Here is a 22,910-nt window from a genome sequence, read left to right on the forward strand (position 1 = left end):
CGCTACTCGAAAGAATAGCGGTTTTTTTGTTTTTATTCACTCTCAAATTGAACTTTTCTTCTTATCTCATTACCAAATTCATCTACAACAGTAATGATATGAAATCCGGTTGTAGCAAAAATTGGTTTCTCGTGAAAGGTTTTTGTATTTCCTACATATTGATTATCTAGATACCAAAATAATTCTAAATTAGAATTGGAATGAGCAACCTTGATAATAGTAGGTTGTAGTTTGCCTTCAAAATCTTTAGTTAATATAATTTTGGTATTGGCTTTTGGATAAATAAAATCCATGCGCTTGTCTTGTAAGGCATCTACACAATCACTTCTGAAGGTTGGTAAATTTTGATAATTAGTGTTTTTACTTTTATAATACCATTCCATAACCGGAGGTAAAACAAACCAGGATTTGGTTATTATATCATCCACGCTTTCGCAATTACTGTTGACTCTAAATTGCTCATTTTTATCCAAATGAATGATTTTATGATACGGGCAATTAGCTGTTTTTTTTGCTGTTTTAGGTATCCATTGTTTTATTTTTGGACAATGATCTTGTGCTAAATATCCTGAAAGTTCACAAACTTCTACAGGATCTAAATCGTTATATGGAATTTCAAACCATTTTGATTTTGGCAACAACCTAAAAACATCAAATAATATAGGGGCAGCACTGTCAACTCCGGTTAAAGATGGTCTACCTTCTCCTGTGGCGTTTCCAACCCAAATTCCCACTACGTAATCTTTGGTAACACCAATTGCCCAAGCATCTCTACTTCCAAAACTTGTTCCTGTTTTCCATGCGATTTCTAAAGAAGAATCGTAGAATTTCCAAGCTTCATCACCTTCTGGTCGGTTAACTTCTTTCATTGCATTAAATGTTTGCCAAATAGCACCAGCACCAAAAATGTTTTTCTTTCGTGAGCTACTTCCAAAATCAGGTTTAATATTGGCATCGTAATTCAAATTTAGCATTTCATTTTTTCGATATTTCGAATCATTTTGATTGAAATAGGTTAGTGTAGACGACATATATGCATACGCTTTGCATAAATCCCATAAATTAGACTCAGCACCTCCTAAAATCAAGGATAAACCATAATTAGAAGGTTGTCGATTGACATTTCGTAACTTCAATTGCTGCAATTTTTCATAAAACTGATTCACCGAATAGTCTTGTAACATCAAAACCGACGGAATATTCAATGAACGTGCTAAAGCTCTACTCGCTGGAACCGCTCCGTCATAAGTTAAATTGAAATTTTGAGGTGAATACCCTGAAATTTGCGTTGGGATATCTGGAACTAAAGTTTGCGGTAAAATATAACCATCATTTAGCATAGCAGTATATAAATAGGGCTTTAAAATACTACCAGTACTTCGAGGCGCTTCAATAATGTCAACATCTTTTTGATGTTCTTTGTCTGTTGGGCTATTCCCCACATAAGTAATTATGTTACGCGTTTTTACATCAACGACTAAAACCGAAATGTTATAGACTTGATTTTGTTTGTAATAATTATAATATTGTTTTACAATTTCGTTAGTTCGTTCTTGTAAGTCTAATTGAATAGTGGTTTTTATTTTTTCAGATGGATGTTCTTTAGCTACTTTTTGAACTAAATGTGGTGCAATTTGTGGTACATCAAACGGTTTTTGAGGTAAACTTTCTTGTAGCGATAATTCGTAAGTTGCTTTATCAATGACTTTGTCTTCATATAATTTCTTGAGTAATCTATTGCGTTTTGCCAATAAACGTTCTTGATTTTTCCCAGGATAAATTAAACTTGGTGCATTAGGTAAAACCGCTAAAGTTGCCGCTTCAGCCCATGACAATTGATGTGGTTGCAATCCGAAATATTTCCAAGAAGCCATTTCTAAGCCTACTACATTGCTTCCAAAAGGAGCATGAGCGCAGTATAACTCTAAAATTTTATCTTTCGAATGACGAAATTCTAATCGGGTTGCGAGAATCATTTCTATTGCTTTTTCAAAATATGAACGCGATTTTCCTTTTCGGTGCAAACGAATCACTTGTTGGGTTAAAGTACTTCCACCACGAACCACACGATTTACTTTTCTATTTTGCTTAAAAGCATGATACATGGAAATTGGGTTAAACCCAAAATGATTATGAAAATGTTGATCTTCAAAAGCAATTATACATTTCTGAAATTTATACGGAACACTATCACTTTCAGGAAAACGCCATTGCCCATCGGAAGCGATTTTGGCTCCTAAAAGCTGTCCGTCTTGACTTTCAATTACGGTTGAATACTTGTTTTCGAAAAGTTGCTTTGGAAGTGAAAAATAGTAAACTACCACAAGCAATAAGCTTATGGCAGTTTTAATTTTATTATTCCTGATTTTAGTTTTTAATCGAGTAAACCAACTTACTCTTTCACTATTTGCACCCATTGTCCTTTAGTTCTTGCCAAATAATTGTCATCATACATCGCTTCACATTGTACGCCAGGGAAATAATATTTTCCTAAATATGAGGCGTTTAATAGCATGGTAAACGTTTTGGTTTCTCCTGCTCTAATTCCGAAATAGAATTGCGTTCTATCATCGCGAATATCAATGTAATCGGCTTTGTTTTCAGCATAACTTCCAAAATCACTATAGCGTGAATTCATGATTTCAAATCCAGAAGGAACAATTTGCGAAAGTGCTACATTTTCTAATGTTTCATCCGATTGATTTCTAATAGTTACTTGCGCAACAATTTCAGTTCCTTGTTTTACAGAACTTAAGTTGAGAACATTTCCTTGTCGGTCTTTATAAACCATTGAAGTAGAGAAGTTTTTCTGAATTTCTCTTTCTTCTCCTACAGGTAAAATACCGCTATTTAATAAACGAACATAAAGTGTTCCATTATTTTTATTTTGAATCGTAACCGAATTGGAACCTGTTTTTGCAACTAAATTTCTATCTACAACTGCTTTTTTAGAAGTCACGGTTTCCGATTTTCCAGCTATTGTATAGGTCATGTTTACGCCTTTTCCGCCATTTTTAAGTGCAAATTTAGACATCGCATACAAACCAAATGCTGTAGTTTGCGTACTCATGTAGCGATTTGAAGATAAATCTTTAGCAAGTTTGTTAGCTATTTCGTAGGCTTTCGTTTTGTTGTCTACCAAAATGTAGGTTTCTAAAATCATAGCTCTATTACGTTCTTCTGAACCATAATAATAATTTACAAAACGTTTGTCTTCTTGACTCGTTGTTGTTCCTATCAAAGATAATGCTGCTTTCTTTTGTCCTGCTAATGCATAAGCTGCAGCTAATCGTAATTTCGATTCATTCGATATTCCAGTAGTTTCTCTTAATCGGTTCATAGAACCCATATCTGCCGAACCTGCTAATGCTAATGTGTATAAACGATAGGCTTGAGCAAAATCGTTACGATATTGTGCGTTGAATCGCCATTTTTTAGCTTCAGATTGTTGGAACGAAATCCACTTGTTTTTAAATCCTATTGGTAAAACATAGCCTTTTTTCTCTGCTTCAATTAAGAAATGTCCCGCATATGAAGTTGCCCAATCATCCACATAATTATTTCCTTGCCAATAACTCAATCCACCATTTGACAATTGGAAATTGCCTAATTTTTGAATTCCAGCATTGATATTTCGTTGGATTTCTGCTTTTTTGTTAACATCAATATCCATAATATCAGATAAATACAATTGTGGAAAAACCGCCGAAGTCGTTTGCTCCACACAGCCATGAGGATATTGAATCAAATAACTCAATCTTCCGTTGAAATTAATCGTAGGGAAAGACGAAACTTCTAATCTTGCTTTGTTACTTCCTGAAACTCCAAATGTTTTCCAATTGATGGTTTTTGAACTGTTTGCAGGAATTACCATATCCACAAAATCATTGGTTACTGGATTTGGATTCGTAATATCAACTTCCACTGCATAGGTTGATTTTTCTTTTCCAGAAGTAGCAATAACTTCAATTTTTCCAATTCCTGTTGCGCTGCCCACTTCTAAATTAAAGTACACCACTTTTTCATCAGGCGAACTGAAACTTACATTTTGAGTAGCATTCCCAATAATTCTTACACCATTATTTGTTTTTAATTGAACATTCACATTTTTTACCTGATTCTCCATTGCGAAAACGGTTACTGGCAACATGATTCTTTCGTTTGGAGAAATTTTTCTTGGTACCGAAGCCAAAACCATAACCGGTTTTCTCACAAAAGATGTTTTTTCTACACTTCCGTAAGCACTTGTTTTGGCATCACCAGCAACAACCATTGTTCGCACCGAACCAACATAATTTGGTAAGGTAATGGTATGTGATTTGGTTTGTCCTTTTTCCAATTTGAACGGACCTAAATAAATAACGACCGGTTTAAAACGATTGGCTTTTTTAGCATTTCCACCAGCTAAATCTTGATCACCACCAATACTGAAAATTTGATTTATTTTTCCTCCATAAGCACCAATTACATCATCATAAACATCCCAAGTTTTTACACCAAGCGCTTGTCTAGAATAGAATTTATCCCAAGCATTTGGAGTTTTAAATCGCGTTAAATCTAACAAACCATCATCTACAATAGCAATCGTATAGGTCATTTCTTTACCCGATTTTTCACTAACTTTTAAAGTTGTCTTTTGTTCTGGTTTTAAAACAGATGGAATGGTTACTTCTGGCTCTAAAACAGTATTTTTATTAATGACTTCCACTGGTAAAATTCCGTACATTCTAATCGGAGTATCGTTTATAGTAGAAGCATGTGGTTTTAACAACGAAATATGAAAATACACATTTGGCGCCATATCACCGGTGATAGGAATTTCTACTTGTGTTTCTCCTTTTTTAGTGGTTGCCCAAAGCGTTTTAATTACTTTAGAACCATTTTCAATTGAAATTAATGCTCTTCCACCTTCGCTTGATGGGAATGAAACAATTGCTTTTTCTCCAACATTGTATTTTTCTTTATTGGATGTAAATACTAACATGTTTGCCGTTTCACTTCCTCCTTGACGTGATTTTCCAGACCAATATGGCCAATCGATATACGAAGTTAAACTTGTTGCATGACCATCGTTTGTGTCTTCTACACGAATTAAATATCTTCCCCAATCTGCTTCTGGAACAACAAATTGAAAACTTGCTTTTCCTGAAGCATCAGTAGAAACTACATAGTTTTTGTATGCTGTTGTTACTTCTGAAGAATTATAACGCGATAAATCATCACCATCAGAATTCCACCACCAACGCCATTCTACTTTATACACTCGAACTTCTAAATTCTTAACTGATTTTGCTTTACCCAATTCGTCTAAAGTTACAATGTCATAACGATTTACTTTATCGGTTTCTAACAAGCCATATTTGTTTGGTTCAGGTGCTTTTATTCCAACATAAGTTTTATATGGAGAATAAACTGAAGTAGCCACATCTGTACTAAAATCGCCACCATTTTCAAAAGCTTTTGTTTGAAAAACCAATTTTAGTTTTCCAGGTGCTTGACTCGTTATTTTAGGTTGAATATTTACTTTTGCTTTTCCAAACTCATCAACTTTCCCTGAAAAAACATTTACTTCTTCAGTGCGGAATTTGCGTACTTCGTCATCAAAATCATATTTCTCATATTTTTTAAAAACGGTTTGCTGTTCTAAGAATTTAGCTTGCATTTCAACTTTTAAGTTTTTTGCAATTGCTCCGTGTAACCAAGCAACTTCAACTTCGCCACCGTTTAGTCTATTACCAGATAGTTGTTTGTCGGCAAAACTATTTTTGATTTTTAAACGATTTGGCTTAATGGTTTCAATCTTGATGCTTTTGTAAAAATGAACACCACCAATAGAAATTTTTGCTTCCCAATTTCCTGTTGGATCGCTATCTTTTGTAGCTAATTTGAATTTGTAATGATTCAAGCTGTTGTATTTTTGAACCATTTGGTAGCGCATTTTTCCTTGTGGGTCGCTAAGTCTAAAAGTTATTGGATGCGATTTTTCTAATTTGCTTTCCACATCATTTAGCATGAAAGCCAAGTGTAAAGTATCGCCAGGACGCCAAACACCTCTTTCGCCATAAATGAAGCCTTTTAAACCTTTTTGTAATTCTTCGCCACTTACATCAAAATTACTCACCGATAAAGATTGACCTTCATCGAGTTTTACGTAAGTTGTGTTTTTATCTTTGGTAACAATAGCAAAATAGGCGTATTTCTTTAATTCAGTTTTAGCTATTCCATCGCTATCCGTTGTAATAGTTCCTAAAAGTTGTTGTTGAAAATTATACAACTCAATTTTTGCTGCTGCTTCTGGTAGCGTTGATACGATATTGTTTACGGCAAAAACATAAGAACCATTTTCACCACGTTTTGTAATAACGCCTAAATCTGAAGCAATAACATTTGTAAAAATGGTATTGTTGTAATAATACGAATCGGTACACGGATCTTCTCTTTCATACCAATCGTAACCTTCGTAATAGTAATCATCATAATAATCGTGATTGCTTCTTACTTCATCATCTTGTTCTTGTTCTTCGTTGTTTTCTTCGTCAACATATGCGGAGGTGCATTTGTAAAGTGAATATTTACGCTTATAAGATATTTCAACTCGATAAATAGCTCCTGGATTTGGTGTTATTACTTTAGATAAATCAACAGCATAAGCATTCCATTTGCTCGAGTTTTGCAATTTGTTTTTATTTAAAGCAATAGTTTTTTTAACAATTGGTTGCGCTACTTTTCTTAGATTTCTACTTCCGTTCAGTTCATTGTCTTGAAGGAATTGTAGAATGTTGTTTTTGTAAATTTGGTACACTTTAATATCAACTGCACTCAAATTTACCGATTCAAAATTAATTTTTAAGTTGTTTGAACTTGGTAAAATAGTTCCACTTTTTATAAAACGAACTCCTGGTTTTACTTGTTCAAAAGTGACTTTCTCCGAAAAATTTTGTTTCATTTTGTAGCCGTCTTCGCTTTCTATTCCTTGAAAGACTTCAACTAAAAGTTCTCCTTTTAAAGGTTCATTAAAAAAGACTTTTAGCAAATTTCCCGCAGTTGCAAAACGTAAATTAAGAGCCGACTCAACTTGTACCAAGCCAGAAAAATCTTGATCTCTGTTTAGAGGATCGGAAAAGTTTAATAACAATACCTGATTGTTGTCTTTTTCAACTTCTGCAGAAACAATTTTAAAGTTGTTTTTCCCAGGAATATCATAAAGCATTTCGCCTTTTTGGTCTATGTCAAAAGGATTTCCATCCCAAGAAATTTTGATTTTACTATCTTCAACTTGTCTTTTAATACTATCTATTACAAATTTGTATTCTTTTTTGTTGCTTAACTCTTTTACAAACTTAACTTTTACTGTTTTATCTTCTTGATTAACAGAGATTAACTTTTTAGCAGTTTCAAAATCCAAATCATCGCTCGATGTTATGACTCCGTTCAAATATTGATAATCTTTACTATACGATTGTAAATCGTTTGTAGTAACCATAAAATCTTGCTTTATGGTTTTGATTGTAAAATTGAAATCCTTTAGTTTATCAGGAACATTCGTTAATTGAGATAAATGAAGCGTAACTTGGTATTCTTTGTTCTGATCTAATTTTTTTTCAGGAATAAAAGCAATTGTGTTATTAGAAAGCGCAACTACTTTACCACTAACACTTGGATTGATACTAAATAAATTTTCATCTAACTCTTCATTTGCAGTCCATTCTTTTTTATCAAATGCTAAAACAACTCTAATGTCGCTACTTGCCGAGACCAATCCTGAGCTAAAGTTGAGGATATACGCTTTAAAAAGAGAGAAATCAGAATTAAAATCTTTAGCGTTTTTAGAGCACGACAAAGCTACAATCAATACAAGCATTAATTGTAAAAAACGTTTTGTTTTCATTTGGAAAGAGATTAGAGAGTTAGTTTGTTTTTGTTCACAATTTGAGTATTACAAAAACCGTGCAAATTCTTACAGTAAAGATAAAAATATTTTTAAATAAAAAACTTACAAAAACTATCGCTTGTTTTTAAAGAAAGCTTTCATTAAATCAGAACATTCTTTCTCTAAAACCCCTGATATTACTTGAGTTTTAGGGTGTAATTGCGTTCCCATTTTTTGATAACCTCTGTTTTCATCTGAAGCGCCAAAAACAATTTTAGAAATTTGAGACCAATACAAAGCGCCTGCACACATTTGACAAGGTTCTAAGGTTACATATAAAGTGCAATCTTTCAAATATTTTCCACCTATAAAATTTGCTGCGCTAGTTATCGCTTGCATTTCGGCATGAGCCGTAACATCATGAAGTAATTCTGTTAAATTATGAGTTCGAGCAATAACACGATTGTTAATCACAATAACAGCTCCAACTGGTATTTCACCTTTTTCAAAAGCAATTTCAGCTTCCTGTAAGGCTTTTTTCATAAAAAAATCATCGGTAAAAATATTCTCCATAAGTACAAAAATACAACAACCAATTCTTACTTTTGTGCTGTGATGAAAAATTTGCTTTCAAAAATTAACAACCCAAATGATTTAAGGAAACTTCCTGAAAATCAACTACCTCAATTAGCCAAAGAATTGAGAGATTTTATCATTGATATTGTTTCAAAAAAAGAAGGACACTTGGGAGCAAGTTTGGGTGTGGTTGAATTAACAATCGCATTGCATTACGTTTTTAATACGCCAGAAGACTTGCTGGTTTGGGATGTTGGTCATCAAGCTTACGGACATAAAATTCTAACCGAAAGGCGTGCTATTTTTCATACCAATAGAGAATTAAATGGAATATCGGGTTTTCCTAAGCGAAGTGAAAGTGTTTATGATACTTTTGGTGTTGGGCATTCTTCAACTTCAATTTCGGCAGCTTTAGGAATGGCGTTAGCATCACAATTAAAAGGTGAGATTAACAAACAACATATCGCGGTAATTGGAGATGCTTCGATTGCAAGTGGAATGGCATTTGAAGGATTGAATCATGCAGGAGTTACAGATGCCAATTTATTAGTGATTTTAAACGATAACGCGATTGGAATCGATCCAAGCATTGGAGCATTGAAAGACTATTTAACCGCAGTTAAAGATGGGAAAAATCCAAAGCAAAACAACATTATCAAGTCATTAAATTTTGATTATTCGGGACCAATTGACGGTCATGATTTGCCAAAATTGATATCTGAATTAGAACGATTAAAAACGGTAAAAGGTCCTAAGTTTTTGCATGTTATTACTACAAAAGGTAAAGGATTACAGTTGGCCGAAGAAGATCAAGTAAAATATCATGCTCCAGGAAAATTTGATGCAGAAACGGGAAAAATCCATCCTAAAGATGAATCGCATTTGCCTCCAAAATTTCAAGATGTTTTTGGATTTACTTTGGTGGAATTAGCAAAACAAAATGAAAAAATCATTGGAATAACACCGGCAATGCCAACTGGAAGTTCAATGAAATATATGATGGAAGCTTATCCTAAACGCGCAATTGATGTTGGAATTGCTGAGCAACATGCAGTTACATTATCTGCAGGAATGGCAACGCAAGGAATGGTCGTTTTTTGCAATATATATTCGACTTTTTTACAGCGTGCTTACGATCAAGTAATTCATGATGTAGCATTGCAGAATTTACCCGTAATTTTTTGCTTGGATAGAGCAGGATTGGTTGGTGAAGATGGTGCAACTCATCATGGTGTTTTTGATATTGCTTATTTAAGTTGTATTCCAAACTTAATTATTGCATCTCCAAAAGACGAAGTGGAATTACGAAATATAATGTTTACAGCTTCAGAAGGATTGAGTCATCCAATTGCGATTCGATATCCGAGAGGAAGAGGTGAAAATGTAAATTGGAAACAACCTTTTGAGAAAATCGAAATGGGTAAAATTAAAACACTTCAAAAAGGAAGTAAAATTGCGATTTTATCAACAGGAACTATTGCTAATAATGTTTCAAGAGCATTAAGTGAAGTGAGAAATTCAGAATTGTTTTCACATTATCATTTTCCATTTATAAAACCTTTAGACAATTTAGCTGTTCAAGAAATTGTAAATTCTCATGATGAAATCATTACGATTGAAGATGGTGTTATTAAAGGAGGTTTTGGAGAACAAATTAATTCGGTAGTTGCTAATCATAATTTAAATAAAAAGGTTTTAAATCTCGGAATTCCTGATATGTTCGTAGAACATGGAACGGTTTTTGAGTTACAACAACTTTGCAAAATAGACGTTAATCATTTAATACAAATATTTAATACTTTTTCAAATGCTTAAAAAAGCTTACTTCTTAGGATTATTTTTTATTTGCTTACAAGCTTCATCACAAATTGTTAGAACAAAATTACCAGATTCAACATCTAATTGGAAAAAGGAGAATGCTATTGGGCTAGACATCTCTCAGATTACTTTTGTAAACTGGAATGCTGGAGGTAATAATTCGATTTCAGGATTATTAAAAGGGAAGTTCTTAAGAACGTATACTAATGATAACTTGGTTTGGAAAAACGAATTAATTGCTCGTTATGGAATAAATAAGCAAGAGAAACAAGATGTTAGAAAAACAGATGACCAGTTTCAATTGAATTCTACTTTTGGATATAGAACTGATACAATTTCAAATTGGTATTATGCTGGAAAATTTAATTTTAATACACAATTTGCAAACGGTTATGCTTATCCAAACACTGATTTAGCAATTTCGCAACCATTTGCACCTGCTTATACTTTCTTGGGTGTTGGAGCAGAATATTCTAGAAAAGATTTAAATCTAAATGTATATTTATCTCCATTAACACAAAAAGTTACTATGGTTTTTGATCAAAGATTGGCAAACCAAGGAGCTTTTGGGGTTGAAAAAGCAGTTTATGATGAATTTGGAGTATTAATTAGGGAAGGAAAAAATATTAGAAACGAAACCGGTATTTTGATTACAAATCAATGGAAAACTGAAATTTATAAGAATATTAATTTTGAACACCGAATATCACTGTATACCGATTATCTAAATAACTTTGGAAATGTAGATGTTGATTGGCAAATGCAATTTGATATGGTTGTTAATCAATATGTAAAAGCAAACATAGGAACTCACCTTGTATATGACGATGATATTAAGTCAAAGGAAGAAGAAGGAGGTGTTCAGGTTATAAAAGGACCTAAGATTCAATTGAAACAATTATTAGGAGTAGGAGTAGTTTATCAATTTTAATGAAATTATTTTCATTTTTGTTTGATATATATATTCGAATATCTATATTTGCACTCCAATTATCGCGGGTATGGTGAAATTGGTAGACACGCCAGACTTAGGATCTGGTGCCGCAAGGTGTGAAGGTTCGAGTCCTTTTACCCGCACTTGAAAGCTCTAACTTAGGTTGGAGCTTTTTTTATTATATCATTATATTAAAAAAGCCGCTTATTTTGTAAGCGGCTTTTTTGTTAACTAACTATAAATTTATTCTTTTATTAATTTTTTTGTTTGGCTTGTACCGTTACCATTTGTCATTTTAACCAAGTAGATGCCACTATTTAAATTGGTAATATCTAATTCTTGATCTGAAATTACATTTGTAAATGATTTAACTAGTTGCCCAGTTATATTATAGATTTCTACATTACTAACATCTGCTGAAATAGCAAAACTGTTTTTTGTGGGATTTGGATAAAGACTAACGTTATTTAAATTAGTTACAAAATCATCTGAAGATAATGTTGAAGGTCTATTTCCATATACTCTAAATTGACCTGGAGCTAAGGCAATTGTAGCTGTTGGACTAGTAATAGTAATTGGCGTGTTGTCCATTAAATTATACCAAGTCATTGGATAGGTATAAACATCTGTTGGGAAACTTGGATTAATATTTTGGCTACCAACAGAGAAATTTGCAATTACTACTACATTTCGCAATTGTGTAGTAGGGTAGGAATTGTTGTAAACATATAATCTTTGACGAATATTACTTCCATCAGGACTAATTGCAAAATCAGAACTAAATACAGGTTCAGTTGTTTTAAGATTAATCATTTTAGACCAATCACTTAAAATAGCAGTTCTTCTAGCATCTGCTAACCAATTTTGCGTCCATTGTACTTGTTCTTTAGTATCAAGTTTACAATCGCCAGGAAAAAAGGCACTTTCATCGTTAATTGTACCATTCGAACAAGTATAAATAGATTGGTTGTTTCCTAGTTCTCCAAAATGCCAAATCATTTTTGGTCCAGGAACCAAAATACTCATAGCACCTATAGCTCCCATTCTTGCTAAAGCATTTGTTAGGTTTCCATTTACTGGAGCTGTTCCACCACCATTTCCGTAAGTTACAGCTTCATACATCATTCTGTCTTTATCATGACTTTCAGGATATCCCATTAAGCGCTTTCCAGCAAAACCACGACTATCGTGACCCATTCTAGAAATGTTTTGAGTTGAGAATCCCATTGCTAGTTCTTTGTATTGTGTATACATTTCACCCCACATCATGATTCCTTTTCCTTCCCCTAATCTGTAATTTGCCCATTGTTGTTCTTCTGCATCTGTTCCTAAATGTTCAAAAATCACATAATGATTGTTGTCTAAACTCCAAGAATAATCTGCATATTCTTTTAATACATCAACTCTGTCTTGTTGATATGCATTTGTACAAGCATCATCTCCAGAAGTACAGTTTTGTGTAAATCCTTTTGTTAAATCCCAACGGAATCCATCTATTTTAAATTCTGTAATCCAATGTTTTATGGTTTGTTTTACATAGTTTTTAGTTAGTGTAGAAGAGTGGTTAAAATCTTCTCCTACGCTATAACTATGCCTAGCAGAAGTGTTAAAAAAAGGATTGTCACTTGCAGGACCACCCCAACCATCATTTTCTGGGTCATTCATCCACATTCTAACCATAGGATTTCTTCCAAAAGCATGGTTGAATGCTAGGTCTAAAATTACAGCTATTCCATTTTGATGACATAAATCAACAAGTTCTTTGAATTTTTCTGGTGTTCCATAGAATTTGTCTAACGCCATATGAAAAGCGGTGTTGTATCCCCAACTTTCATTTCCTTCAAATTCCATAATCGGCATTAAATGAATCGCATTAATTCCTAAATCTTTGAAATATTGAATTTTGTCAATAACATCTTGAAAGTTTCTATCACCATCAAAGTCACGGATTAATAATTCATAAACTACTAATTTGTCTTTGTCTGGTTTTGCAAAGTTTGTTACTTGCCAATTGTATGGAGCTACTCCGGTTTTAAACCAAGTTACTTCACGTTCTTGACCCGCAGGGTAAGTTGGTAAATTTGGGAAAGTTGTATTTGAAATCCATGAATCATCATATGGTGATAAAACCATTTTTGAACATGGATCAGCTGTTTTTACTAATGAAGGCGAATTTGCAATTGGAGTTTGATCAACAACCCAATATTGATACGTGTTGTCAACACCTGCAGTAAGTCCCGTTAGTTCTAACCAAAATTTTCCAGTAGAAGGATCTTTTTTCATTGCATAGTTACTGTCTGGAGTATAATTATTAAAACTTCCTGCAACATATACAAAATCTTTTCCTGGAGCTTCTAAAACTAAAGTGGCTCTAGTGTTATCAGAGATATTGTAATTAATTCCGTTCTCAAGTCCATTAGGCATAGCTTGAGAAATTATTCCAGGATTTACAATAACTGAAAATCTTCTTGTTATGGTTGATGCTCCTAAAGTTACCTCTAAATCATAACTAGTATTAGTGGTAATGTTTGTGTGATTAAATGAATAACTTGATGTTGTATTTGTATTAATGCTTACACCGTTAGCTTTCAAATTATAACTTGCTGCACCTCCAGTATTTGTAGCTGCAATGTTTAAACTACCACCAGAGTTCATAATTGTTGCGCTATTGATTGCTGGAGCAGTTAAGTTTACTTGAAATGTTCCAACATTGAAAATAAAATCGCCACAAGAAGGGGGTAATTTTAATGTTTGACTTCCGTTAGCGTTTCTGAAAACCATTCCAAGTTTTGTTGCATTTGCTTGTTGTGTAGCATTTAAACCAAAATAAACACTTGGAGTTAATGTAATACTCCATGTTCCATTTCCATTATTTGTCATTAATCCCACGTTGTCATCTTGTCCCCAGTTTCCAACAACTCCAAAACCGAAAGCATTAGTATCATCTCCAACACCAGCATGCATATACACTTTTGCAGGAGAAGTTCCTATTAGATTGCAAGATTGAGCAGCTGTAGAAACAGTAATTGTAATTTGATCTGTTACATTAAAACTACTTGGTGTAATGGTAACCTGAGCTTTGACAATAAAAGCTGTAAATAGTAATAATATTGAAAGTATTTTTTTTCTCATAGCTTGTAAATTGGAAAAAGGGCTGCTTTAAGGCAGCCCTTTTGTATTTAATAATTAAAGAGCGATTAACTCGTAAGTATATCTTCTTGGATTTGATAAGTCTAAGATAACTTTATAGTTTCCAGCAGCGCCAGAGAATGTTAAATCTCCACCATCTACTAAATAACCATCAGCATTTACAGTTCCTAAGTCAAAACCATTGCTCCAAGCATTATTTCCTCTGAATTTGAAATTCCCTGGAACTAAAGCAATACTAGCAATTTCTAATTTTTTAGTTGTTGGATTGTATGTGAAGTCAGTGTCTGAATCCCAACCTGTTGGAGTTGCGGCTCCTATGATACCCCAACTTACAGCAGTTGTTGAGTAAGTCATTCCATCAAGATTTTGAGCTGTAATAGCACCGGTATTTGCTCTTACTCTGTAATAACCTGCTATAGCAGTACAATTTGATTCTCCTGTTTCAGCTAAGATTCCTGAGAAATCACCATTGTCTCCATAATCAGGTCCGCCAGCGGGAGGGAAGTTAAATGTTCCATCAGCACTTTGAGCAACAAATTTAAACTCACCATCTAGCCAAACATATCCTTCAAAGTCAGTTCTTCCAAAATCTGAAGCTGCTATTAGAGGAGCATTTCCAGCATTCCAACCTTGATGATTACCAGCTACGGCAAGTTTAGGTAAATCGGTTGTATAAGGAGTTACTGTAATAGTAATTACATTTGAGTAAGCTACTACATCTCCATTTGTTCCTAAAGATGATTTAATTCTTACATCCAAATCTCCAGCTGTATAAGGTACTAAACCAGCTGCTAAAGCAATTGCATTTAAAGATTCATGTGTGTATGTGTAAAAACGACTATTTGTTGTTCCTCCAGAGTAAATTGTTGCAAAGTCAGTTCCAGCAAGAGCCATTTCTACTTCGTAATTAATTTCAGTTTGAACACCATAATCAGCATGATCCCAAACTAAAGTTGTAACTTCTGCAGAGGCTGTGGCAGGATTAAGAACATAAGCACTTCCAGTTAATGGAGTTAATAATTCTGGTCCACCACTAGGGTTAATAATTGTTTGATCATCATTTTCACATGACACATTTGCTATAAATAAAATTGCTAATGCACCTATTTTTAATAAATTTTTCATATTTGATATACTTTTAATATTAATAACCAGGGTTTTGAGTTAAATTTGGATTTGCTTGTAAAGCAGTTAGAGGAATTGGGAAAACATTATATGTGCTTGGGATGCTTGTTCCAGTTTGAACGTTACCTTTCCAAGGCCATAGGTATGAACCACCTGTGAATTTTCCAAAACGAATTAAGTCACTTCTTCTGTGTCCTTCTAAATTAAGTTCTCTTCCTCTTTCGTCTAGAATAAAGTCTAATGTAAGATCAGATTCAGTTATTGAAGTAGCATTTGAACGATTTCTTACCAAGTTAACATAAGTTGCAGCTTGACTTAATGTTCCTCCTGCACCTCTTATTGCACATTCTGCATACATTAAATAAACATCGGACAATCTATAAAGTGGAAAATCAGTGCTTGAAAAAACAGTAGGAGTTCCCGAAGAAGAATGGAAATTTGTATTTCTAAACTTTGTTGAAGGATAACCATGAGTCCATTCTTTATAATCATTCATTTCATAAGTATGTCCAGATGTCCAAAATAAATCAGCTCTATCATCTGTTGAAGAACCTAATGGACCAAATAAACCATACCAAGCTTTAGTTGCTCTGTGACCTGCCCATGCATCATTACCTCCAGGGTTACCAAATAGAGTTGTTGTCATAGTAGCACTGTTCATACTACCATTAATGATATAGGTTGTATTTCCAAAACTTTGACTTACAATTGCATCAGCAATTAAAGGAAAAATAATTTCAGAAGACATGTAGTTATCAGCAGAGAAAACTTCTACAAAGTTGTCATCTAATACATAACCACCTTCATTAATGATTTTATTAATATATGTTAAAGCGTCTGTGTATCTAGGAGTGCCTGTATATACTTCTGCATTCATATATAATTTTGCTAATAACATTGAAGCAGCATATTTATTAGCTCTACCATATGAATTAGTTTGAGGTAAATTTTCAATTGCTTGAATTAACTCGCTTTCAACAAAGTTGAATAATTCTGTTCTTGTTGATTCAGGTAAAGGAGTTGAAACACCATTTTGTGCTTCAGTTACTAATACACCTTTTCCAAAACAATCAATCATGTAGTAATAAGCTAAAGATCTTAAAAAGCGAACTTCAGCTATAACTTGATCTTTATTGTCTATAGATACAGAGTTTAATACAACTAATAAGTTGTTACATTGAGGTACTGTATAGTAAACTCTATTGTATAAATATCTAAAGAATTTATTGTTTTCATCCCAGTTTGATGCAGTTGTTAATTGATCTAAACCATCATCACCCCATCTATTTTTCATTCCATCGGCAGTAAAATCTTGTAAATTTACGATACCTCTTAAGAATGGAGATTCTCCTGGGTCATCACTAATATCAGAGCTACCTGGGCCATTAGGTCCCGACAAGGCAAATGAACCATATAGTTTTGACATAATTCCATTTATTGCATTAGGGTCTTGTGCCAAAAGTTGTTCTAGTGATAGTTCTACTACTGGCTCAGTATTTAAATCATCAGTACATGAAATTGAGACTGATAGTAATGCAATTAAGCTAAATAATTTTATTTTTTTCATAGTATTTTTTTTAGAAATCTAAACTTAAACCTACTGTATATACTCTTGGTCTTGGATAGAAATTGTTATCAATTCCACCAAAATTTTCAGGGTCTTGACCTCCATATTTTGTTACAAGGAATGCGTTATTAACAGCTCCGTAAAGTCTTAAAGAAGCATCTTTATAGAATTTGTTAAATCTATATCCTAAAACTATATTTTCACATCTTAAGAATGTTGCGTCTTCAACCATGTAGTCTGAGAATTTTTCATTTCCATTAAAATTCATAAAAGATGTACTAGCTTCACCTGCGTAAAAATCTAAGACATTTGATAAGCTGCTAGAGTTTGTTGGTACAGCTGCATTAATCCATCCTGAAGTAAGAATTCTAGAGTTATAAGTTTGTCCACCAAATTGTCCTCTAAAGCTTGTTCCAAAATCCCAGTTTTTATAGTTGTAGTTAAATCCAAATCCAAAAGTCCATTTTGGGGTTCTTTCTACATAGTAACGGTCGTCATTAGTAATTTGTCCATCTCCATTTCTGTCAACAAATGCTCCTGGGATTACATTTCCATTAGTGTCATATAATTGTTGGAATAACCAAAAAGCATAAGGTTGGTAACCAACAGCATTTACTTGAGAGTTAACATTAGTTCCAACAGGTAATCCACCTCCAGCGTTTAATCTTTCAACATCTCCTAAATCTGTTACTTCAACACTATTGTAGGCAATATTTGAATAGAACTCAAATGTAGAATTATCGTTAGAAATAGGTTTAATATTTAAATTAAGTTCAAAGCCTTTGCCTTCAGTTTTTCCAACATTAGTAATGAAACTATCACTTAAATACTGTCCAGGCGCAGTAGGAACTCTTGCCAATAAATCGGAAGTTTTATTATAATAAATATCAAAAGCACCGCTGATTAAGCTGTTTTTAAAGAAATTAAAATCTAATCCAGCATTTACAGTTGAAGTTTTTTCCCAAGTTAAATTTTCATTGAATGGTAATGCCGAATATAAATTTGAACCAGGTAAGTATTGACTAGTTGTACTACCAATTGAGAATAAAGGAATTGATGGATAAAAGCCTACACTTCCAGTAATGTCTTGTTGACCTGTTCTACCCGCACTCAAACGTAATTTTAAATCATTAACAAAAGTTACGTTTTTAAGAAAGTCTTCTTCTTTTATTTTCCAAGCTAATGCTGCTGCTGGGAAAAACCCCCATCTATCTTCTTCTCTAAATAAAGATGATCCGTCAGCTCTGAATGAAAGTGTTAATAAGTATTTGTTTGCAAAATCAAGATTGGTTCTTCCAAAGAAAGATTGCAAATTCAATTCGTTATAATACCTGTTGTTTAGATTATTTGGGTTTATAACAAGTTCTCTAACTCCGGTTGTTGGATTGTATTGATAAATTTCTTTATTGCCATCGTTTTTGAAGTTTTGATAAGAATAACCTCCTTGAATATCGAATTTTTTAAGTAAACCAGTCATGTTTTTAGTATAAACTAAATAACCATCAAATGTAGTATTTGTAATCGTTTGATTTTCTTCATAATTTTTTCCAGGATTAAATACAACGTTTGTTCCGTTGTATGTTGCAATAGCATTGTTAGTAAAAGTTTCTCTAATTTTAGATTCTGAAGCATCCAATCCTAAATTCACGACCGCTCTTAATTCTGGTAAAAAGTGCATTTTGTAATCCATTTCGATATTTCCTAAAAAACGGATACTTCTTTCAGGTCTGCTTCTTTGTTCTAAAAGAGCAACAGGATTGTACTGACCGCTAACAACATTTGGATTGCTTGAAGTCATAGTTTGATAATATCCACCAAAAATACTGTTAGAATCGTAGATTGGTTTTGTAGGATCCATGTTGACAGCTCCTGCTAAAGCACTTCCTTCGTCTATAGCGTTTTTATCTGTGATAATTCCTTTAGCATTAACATCTAATTTTAAATGACTATCAAGCATCGTAGGATTCATTTTAATAGAATATGAATATCTTTCGTAATCATTTGTTTTAACGATACCTTCATTTCTAGTATATCCAATAGATGCTCTAAATGGTAAATATCCAAATAAATTAGCTCTACCACTTAAGTTGTGATCAGTAGAAATAGAGTTTCTAAAAATTGCATCTTGCCAGTCAGTGTTAAATAATATACGACCTTCAATAATATCAGGTGTACTTGGATCATCAACTGTACCAATAGGTGCATCAGGATCAGGAATACCTAAATTATTTACTAAGTCTGGATGGTATTCTTGAATAAATCTTGAGAATGTTTTACCATCCATTACATTGATTTTTTTAGAAACTTTTCCAAAAGAAACACTTGAAGAATAATTAAATTCTGGACTTCCTTTACTTCCTTTTTTAGTTGTAATTATTATAACTCCATTTGATGCTCTAGAACCATAGATTGCAGTTGCTGAAGCATCTTTTAAAATGGTAAAACTTTCGATGTCATTTGGGTTTATTAATGATAATGGATTAGAAACCCCAGCAGGAGTTGTATTATCAACTGGTATACCATCAATAACTAATAAAGGACTACTATTAGCGTTTAAAGAAGATCCACCTCTGATTCTAATATTTGGTGCAGAATCTGGTTGACCTCCATTGTTCGTTATTCTAACACCAGGTGCTTTACCTGTAAGTAATTGATCTGCTGATACAATTGCTCCTTTATTAAATTCCTTTGATGTAATTGAAGTTACAGAACCTGTAGCATCTTTTTTAGTTGTTGTTCCATAACCAATAACTACAACATCTTTTAATTCTTTAGAATCTTCTTCTAATGTAATTGTGATGTTGTTTTGATTGTTGTAAGTGATTTTTTGGTTTTTATAACCAATATAAGATATTACTAATACATCCCCTTTTTTGATATTTGAAATCGTAAAATTTCCATCAAAATCGGTTGTAGTTCCATTGCTAGTACCTTCTACAAGGACGTTTGCTCCTGGTAACGGACCCGAATTAGTTCCGTCTAACACCGTACCTTTTAATGTACTTTGCGCTAGAATTCCCAAAGGCAAAATCAATAAGAAAAATAACAGCTTTTTTTGCAGTGTTTTCATACAAATTGTTTAGATTAGATTGTTTTTTAATTGCTTATAAATTCACTTCTAATGTTAAATTTATGTAAAAATTGCATAAAAAAAATGATGCTCGACGAAATGCTTTGCGAAAACGTTTTCGTGTTGAAAACTTTATTTTTTTAACATGTTTTGCGTTGAAATTTTACGATACATAAAAAAAAATAGCTACTTTTAGTTAATATTAATATTTTGCCACAAACTACAATGAGAAAAAAAGTAACTTTAAAGCAAATTGCAAAAGAATTAGATGTCTCAATATCAACTGTTTCCAAGTCCTTGAGAGATAGTCATGAAATAAGTGAAGATACGAGATTAAAAGTTCAGGCTTTTGCAAAGCTTTATAACTATAAGCCAAACAATATTGCGCTAAGTTTAAAAAATAAAAAAACGAAAACTATTGGGATTATCATTCCTGAAATAGTTCATCATTTTTTTGCTACAGTAATTAGTGGTATAGAGCAAGTTGCAAATGAAAGTGGCTACAATGTAATTGTATGTTTATCCGATGAATCGTTTGATAAAGAAGTAATCAATATGGAATTATTGGCAAATGGTAGTACAGATGGTTTTATCATGTCTTTATCTAAAGAGACACAGCAAAAGAAAGATTTTCATCATATTCAAGAAATTATCAATCAAGGTATGCCAGTTGTAATGTTTGATAGGGTAACCAATGATGTTTTTTGTGATAAAGTTATTATTGATGATCAAGAAGCTGCGTTTAATGCGGTTCAATTTTTTATCGATAGTGGATTTAAAAAGATTGGATTAATCACTACTATAGATTATGTAAGTGTAGGTAAATTAAGAACCGATGGTTACAAAAAAGCACTTTTGGCTAATGGGATTACAATAGATGAAGATTTAATTGTTAAGATTGAAGACATCGAAAATTGCTCTGTTAAAATAGAAAATCTCATTAAAAATGTTAAATGCGATGCCATATTTGCAGTTAACGAATTGTTTGCTGTTACAGCAATTAAATTGGCAGCTAAAAACAATTTAAAAGTACCTGAAGATATTTCTGTTATTGGTTTTACCGATGGGATTATTTCTCAATTTTCAACTCCAAGCATATCAACGGTTAGTCAGAATGGTATTAAAATGGGAAGAAAATCTGCGCAAATGTTAATTGAACGATTGGAATTGGAAGACGAAGAAGATGAACATTACAAGACAGAATTAATCGAAACAAATCTAATTTTTAGAGAATCTACGACAACGAAATAGTTTTGTTTAATTTATTAAAAATCAACATTTTGCATTTTTCAAAATCTGATTTTAATAATGATAATATTGACTTTTTTTTTGTTTGTTTAAAAAAAATAATATTAAATTTACAGAATCAAAGCTTATAACTTCACTTCTAAAACATAAGTTTTGATAAGCACATACAAACGCTTATCGTTTTATTAATAAATAAATTACGATAATGGAAAAGCGTAAATTAGGTTTCTGGGAAATTTGGAACATGAGTTTCGGTTTTTTAGGAATCCAAATGGGTTTTGCCCTACAAAATGCTAACGCAAGTAGAATTCTTCAGCTTTTTGGTGCCGATGTTCATGAATTATCATGGTTTTGGATAATTGCTCCTTTAATGGGATTGATTGTGCAACCAATAATCGGACATTATAGCGATAATACTTGGTCTAAATTTGGTAGAAGGAAACCTTATTTCTTAGCAGGAGCTCTCTTAGCATCAGTAGGTTTAATTTTAATGCCGCAAGCCGAAATATTCATTGCATTTATGCCTGCTCTTTGGGTTGGTGCCGGAATGTTAATGATTATGGATGCGTCTTTTAACATTGCAATGGAACCGTTCCGTGCTTTGGTGGGAGATAATTTAAGGGCAGACCAACATACGTTAGGTTTTAGCGTTCAAACCGCATTAATTGGAATTGGAGCCGTGGTAGGATCATGGTTGCCATATGTATTAACCAATTGGTTTGGAATCAGTAATCAACCTTCAGAAACTTCTGCCGTTCCATTAAACTTAATTTATTCTTTTATTATTGGAGCTCTAATTTTAGTGGCTTCTATTTTAGTTACCGTTTTAACTACTAAAGAATATTCTCCAGAAGAATTAGAACAATTTAGAGACGAAAAAGAACACAAAGAAGCTATTGGTGAAACCAAAGAAGCCAAACTTTCAGATGTTTTTACAGATTTCGCTAAAATGCCAGAAACTATGCGTCAGCTAAGTTGGGTACAATTCTTCTCCTGGTTTGGATTGTTTGGTATGTGGGTTTTTACAACTCCTGCGATTGCTCAACACATTTATGGGTTATCAGTAGGTGATACTAAAAGTCCAGAATTTCAATCTGCTGGAGATTGGGTAGGAATTATTTTCGGAGTTTACAATGCAGTTTCAGCTGTAGTAGCTTTTGCGTTGCCTTACATCGCAAAACAAATTGGACGAAGAAAAACACACGCACTTTCTTTAGTTTTAGGTGGAATCGGATTAATCTCGATGTATTTTATGCCTAACAAAGAGGCTTTAATATTCTCAATGGTTTTAGTCGGATTTGCTTGGGCAAGTATTTTGGCTATGCCTTACGCTATTTTGGCGGGTTCTATTCAACCAAAAAAAATGGGCGTTTACATGGGGATTTTCAACTTCTTTATTGTAATTCCACAAATTATTAACGCTTTAATTGGTGGTCCTTTAGTGAAATACGTTTATAACGATCATGCTATTTATGCTATTGTTATGAGTGGTGTAAGTTTCCTATTGGCAGCACTTTTGGTGTTAAAAGTTAAAGATCAAAAAGATATTTAG

At 33.0% G+C, this 22,910-nt stretch carries 11 protein-coding genes and 1 tRNA gene; 5 read left to right on the top strand and 7 right to left on the bottom strand.

Annotated features, from left to right (window positions below; translation table 11 throughout):
• Positions 1-32: 32 nt before the first annotated feature.
• From pbpC to LOS89_RS01265, 3 genes are all read right to left on the bottom strand, one after another.
• The gene (gene pbpC, locus LOS89_RS01255; protein ID WP_231835918.1) at positions 33-2,417 is read right to left on the bottom strand and encodes a penicillin-binding protein 1C; all 2,385 of its coding nucleotides are present in this window, start codon (positions 2,415-2,417) and stop codon (positions 33-35) included.
• Entirely contained in the window at positions 2,393-7,888 is a 5,496-nt protein-coding gene (locus LOS89_RS01260; protein WP_231835919.1) for an alpha-2-macroglobulin family protein, read from the bottom strand. Before LOS89_RS01260 ends, pbpC begins: the two co-directional genes overlap by 25 nt.
• 114 nt (positions 7,889-8,002) lie before the next feature.
• On the bottom strand, positions 8,003-8,443 hold the full coding sequence (locus LOS89_RS01265; protein WP_231835920.1) for a nucleoside deaminase: 441 nt from the start codon (positions 8,441-8,443) through the stop codon (positions 8,003-8,005).
• 42 nt (positions 8,444-8,485) lie between these two features.
• Here LOS89_RS01265 and LOS89_RS01270 point away from each other — a divergent pair, with 42 nt between their 5' ends.
• The 3 genes from LOS89_RS01270 to LOS89_RS01280 all read left to right on the top strand — a co-directional run bounded on the left by LOS89_RS01270 (position 8,486) and on the right by LOS89_RS01280 (position 11,341).
• Complete coding sequence (locus tag LOS89_RS01270) at positions 8,486-10,261, top strand: 1-deoxy-D-xylulose-5-phosphate synthase (protein ID WP_374107737.1); 1,776 nt, start codon at positions 8,486-8,488, stop codon at positions 10,259-10,261.
• Positions 10,254-11,195, top strand: a complete 942-nt coding sequence (locus LOS89_RS01275) for a DUF3078 domain-containing protein (protein ID WP_231835922.1) — start codon at positions 10,254-10,256, stop codon at positions 11,193-11,195. The genes LOS89_RS01270 and LOS89_RS01275 overlap by 8 nt, the downstream gene beginning before the upstream one ends.
• Positions 11,196-11,259: 64 nt before the next feature.
• Positions 11,260-11,341, top strand: a tRNA-Leu gene (locus LOS89_RS01280).
• 100 nt (positions 11,342-11,441) lie between these two features.
• On the opposite strand, the gene LOS89_RS01285 is transcribed toward LOS89_RS01280, so the two are convergent.
• The 4 genes from LOS89_RS01285 to LOS89_RS01300 are packed head-to-tail and all read right to left on the bottom strand — an operon-like array spanning position 11,442 to position 20,110.
• Positions 11,442-14,330, bottom strand: coding sequence for an alpha-amylase family glycosyl hydrolase (locus LOS89_RS01285; RefSeq protein WP_231835923.1), 2,889 nt, complete (start codon positions 14,328-14,330; stop codon positions 11,442-11,444).
• A gap of 54 nt (positions 14,331-14,384) precedes the next feature.
• Complete coding sequence (locus tag LOS89_RS01290) at positions 14,385-15,473, bottom strand: SusE domain-containing protein (RefSeq protein ID WP_231835924.1); 1,089 nt, start codon at positions 15,471-15,473, stop codon at positions 14,385-14,387.
• A gap of 19 nt (positions 15,474-15,492) precedes the next feature.
• Positions 15,493-17,040, bottom strand: a complete 1,548-nt coding sequence (locus LOS89_RS01295) for a RagB/SusD family nutrient uptake outer membrane protein (protein WP_231835925.1) — start codon at positions 17,038-17,040, stop codon at positions 15,493-15,495.
• Between the two features lie 10 nt (positions 17,041-17,050).
• Positions 17,051-20,110: a SusC/RagA family TonB-linked outer membrane protein gene (locus LOS89_RS01300; protein ID WP_231835926.1), complete on the bottom strand. Its 3,060-nt coding sequence runs from the start codon at positions 20,108-20,110 to the stop codon at positions 17,051-17,053.
• A 225-nt stretch (positions 20,111-20,335) separates the two neighbouring features.
• On the opposite strand from LOS89_RS01300, the gene LOS89_RS01305 reads away from it, so the two are divergent.
• Together LOS89_RS01305 and LOS89_RS01310 are read left to right on the top strand one after the other, a co-directional pair.
• Positions 20,336-21,361 carry a LacI family DNA-binding transcriptional regulator gene (locus LOS89_RS01305; RefSeq protein ID WP_231835927.1) on the top strand — a complete coding sequence of 342 codons (1,026 nt, stop codon included), beginning with the start codon at positions 20,336-20,338 and terminating at the stop codon, positions 21,359-21,361.
• Positions 21,362-21,563: 202 nt separating this feature from the next.
• On the top strand, positions 21,564-22,910 hold the full coding sequence (locus LOS89_RS01310; protein WP_231835928.1) for an MFS transporter: 1,347 nt from the start codon (positions 21,564-21,566) through the stop codon (positions 22,908-22,910).

This window comes from Flavobacterium channae, assembly GCF_021172165.1.
Classification (GTDB): domain Bacteria; phylum Bacteroidota; class Bacteroidia; order Flavobacteriales; family Flavobacteriaceae; genus Flavobacterium; species Flavobacterium channae.

Bases quoted from the DNA above. Each gene is read 5' to 3' on its own strand.
- LOS89_RS01285 (WP_231835923.1), bottom strand. From the start codon at position 14,330: ATGAGAAAAAAAATACTTTCAATATTATTACTATTTACAGCTTTTATT.
- LOS89_RS01270 (WP_374107737.1), top strand. From the start codon at position 8,486: ATGAAAAATTTGCTTTCAAAAATTAACAACCCAAATGATTTAAGGAAA.
- LOS89_RS01290 (WP_231835924.1), bottom strand. From the start codon at position 15,473: ATGAAAAATTTATTAAAAATAGGTGCATTAGCAATTTTATTTATAGCA.
- LOS89_RS01300 (WP_231835926.1), bottom strand. From the start codon at position 20,110: ATGAAAACACTGCAAAAAAAGCTGTTATTTTTCTTATTGATTTTGCCT.
- LOS89_RS01295 (WP_231835925.1), bottom strand. From the start codon at position 17,040: ATGAAAAAAATAAAATTATTTAGCTTAATTGCATTACTATCAGTCTCA.
- LOS89_RS01310 (WP_231835928.1), top strand. From the start codon at position 21,564: ATGGAAAAGCGTAAATTAGGTTTCTGGGAAATTTGGAACATGAGTTTC.
- LOS89_RS01275 (WP_231835922.1), top strand. From the start codon at position 10,254: ATGCTTAAAAAAGCTTACTTCTTAGGATTATTTTTTATTTGCTTACAA.
- pbpC (WP_231835918.1), bottom strand. From the start codon at position 2,417: ATGGGTGCAAATAGTGAAAGAGTAAGTTGGTTTACTCGATTAAAAACT.
- LOS89_RS01260 (WP_231835919.1), bottom strand. From the start codon at position 7,888: ATGAAAACAAAACGTTTTTTACAATTAATGCTTGTATTGATTGTAGCT.
- LOS89_RS01305 (WP_231835927.1), top strand. From the start codon at position 20,336: ATGAGAAAAAAAGTAACTTTAAAGCAAATTGCAAAAGAATTAGATGTC.
- LOS89_RS01265 (WP_231835920.1), bottom strand. From the start codon at position 8,443: ATGGAGAATATTTTTACCGATGATTTTTTTATGAAAAAAGCCTTACAG.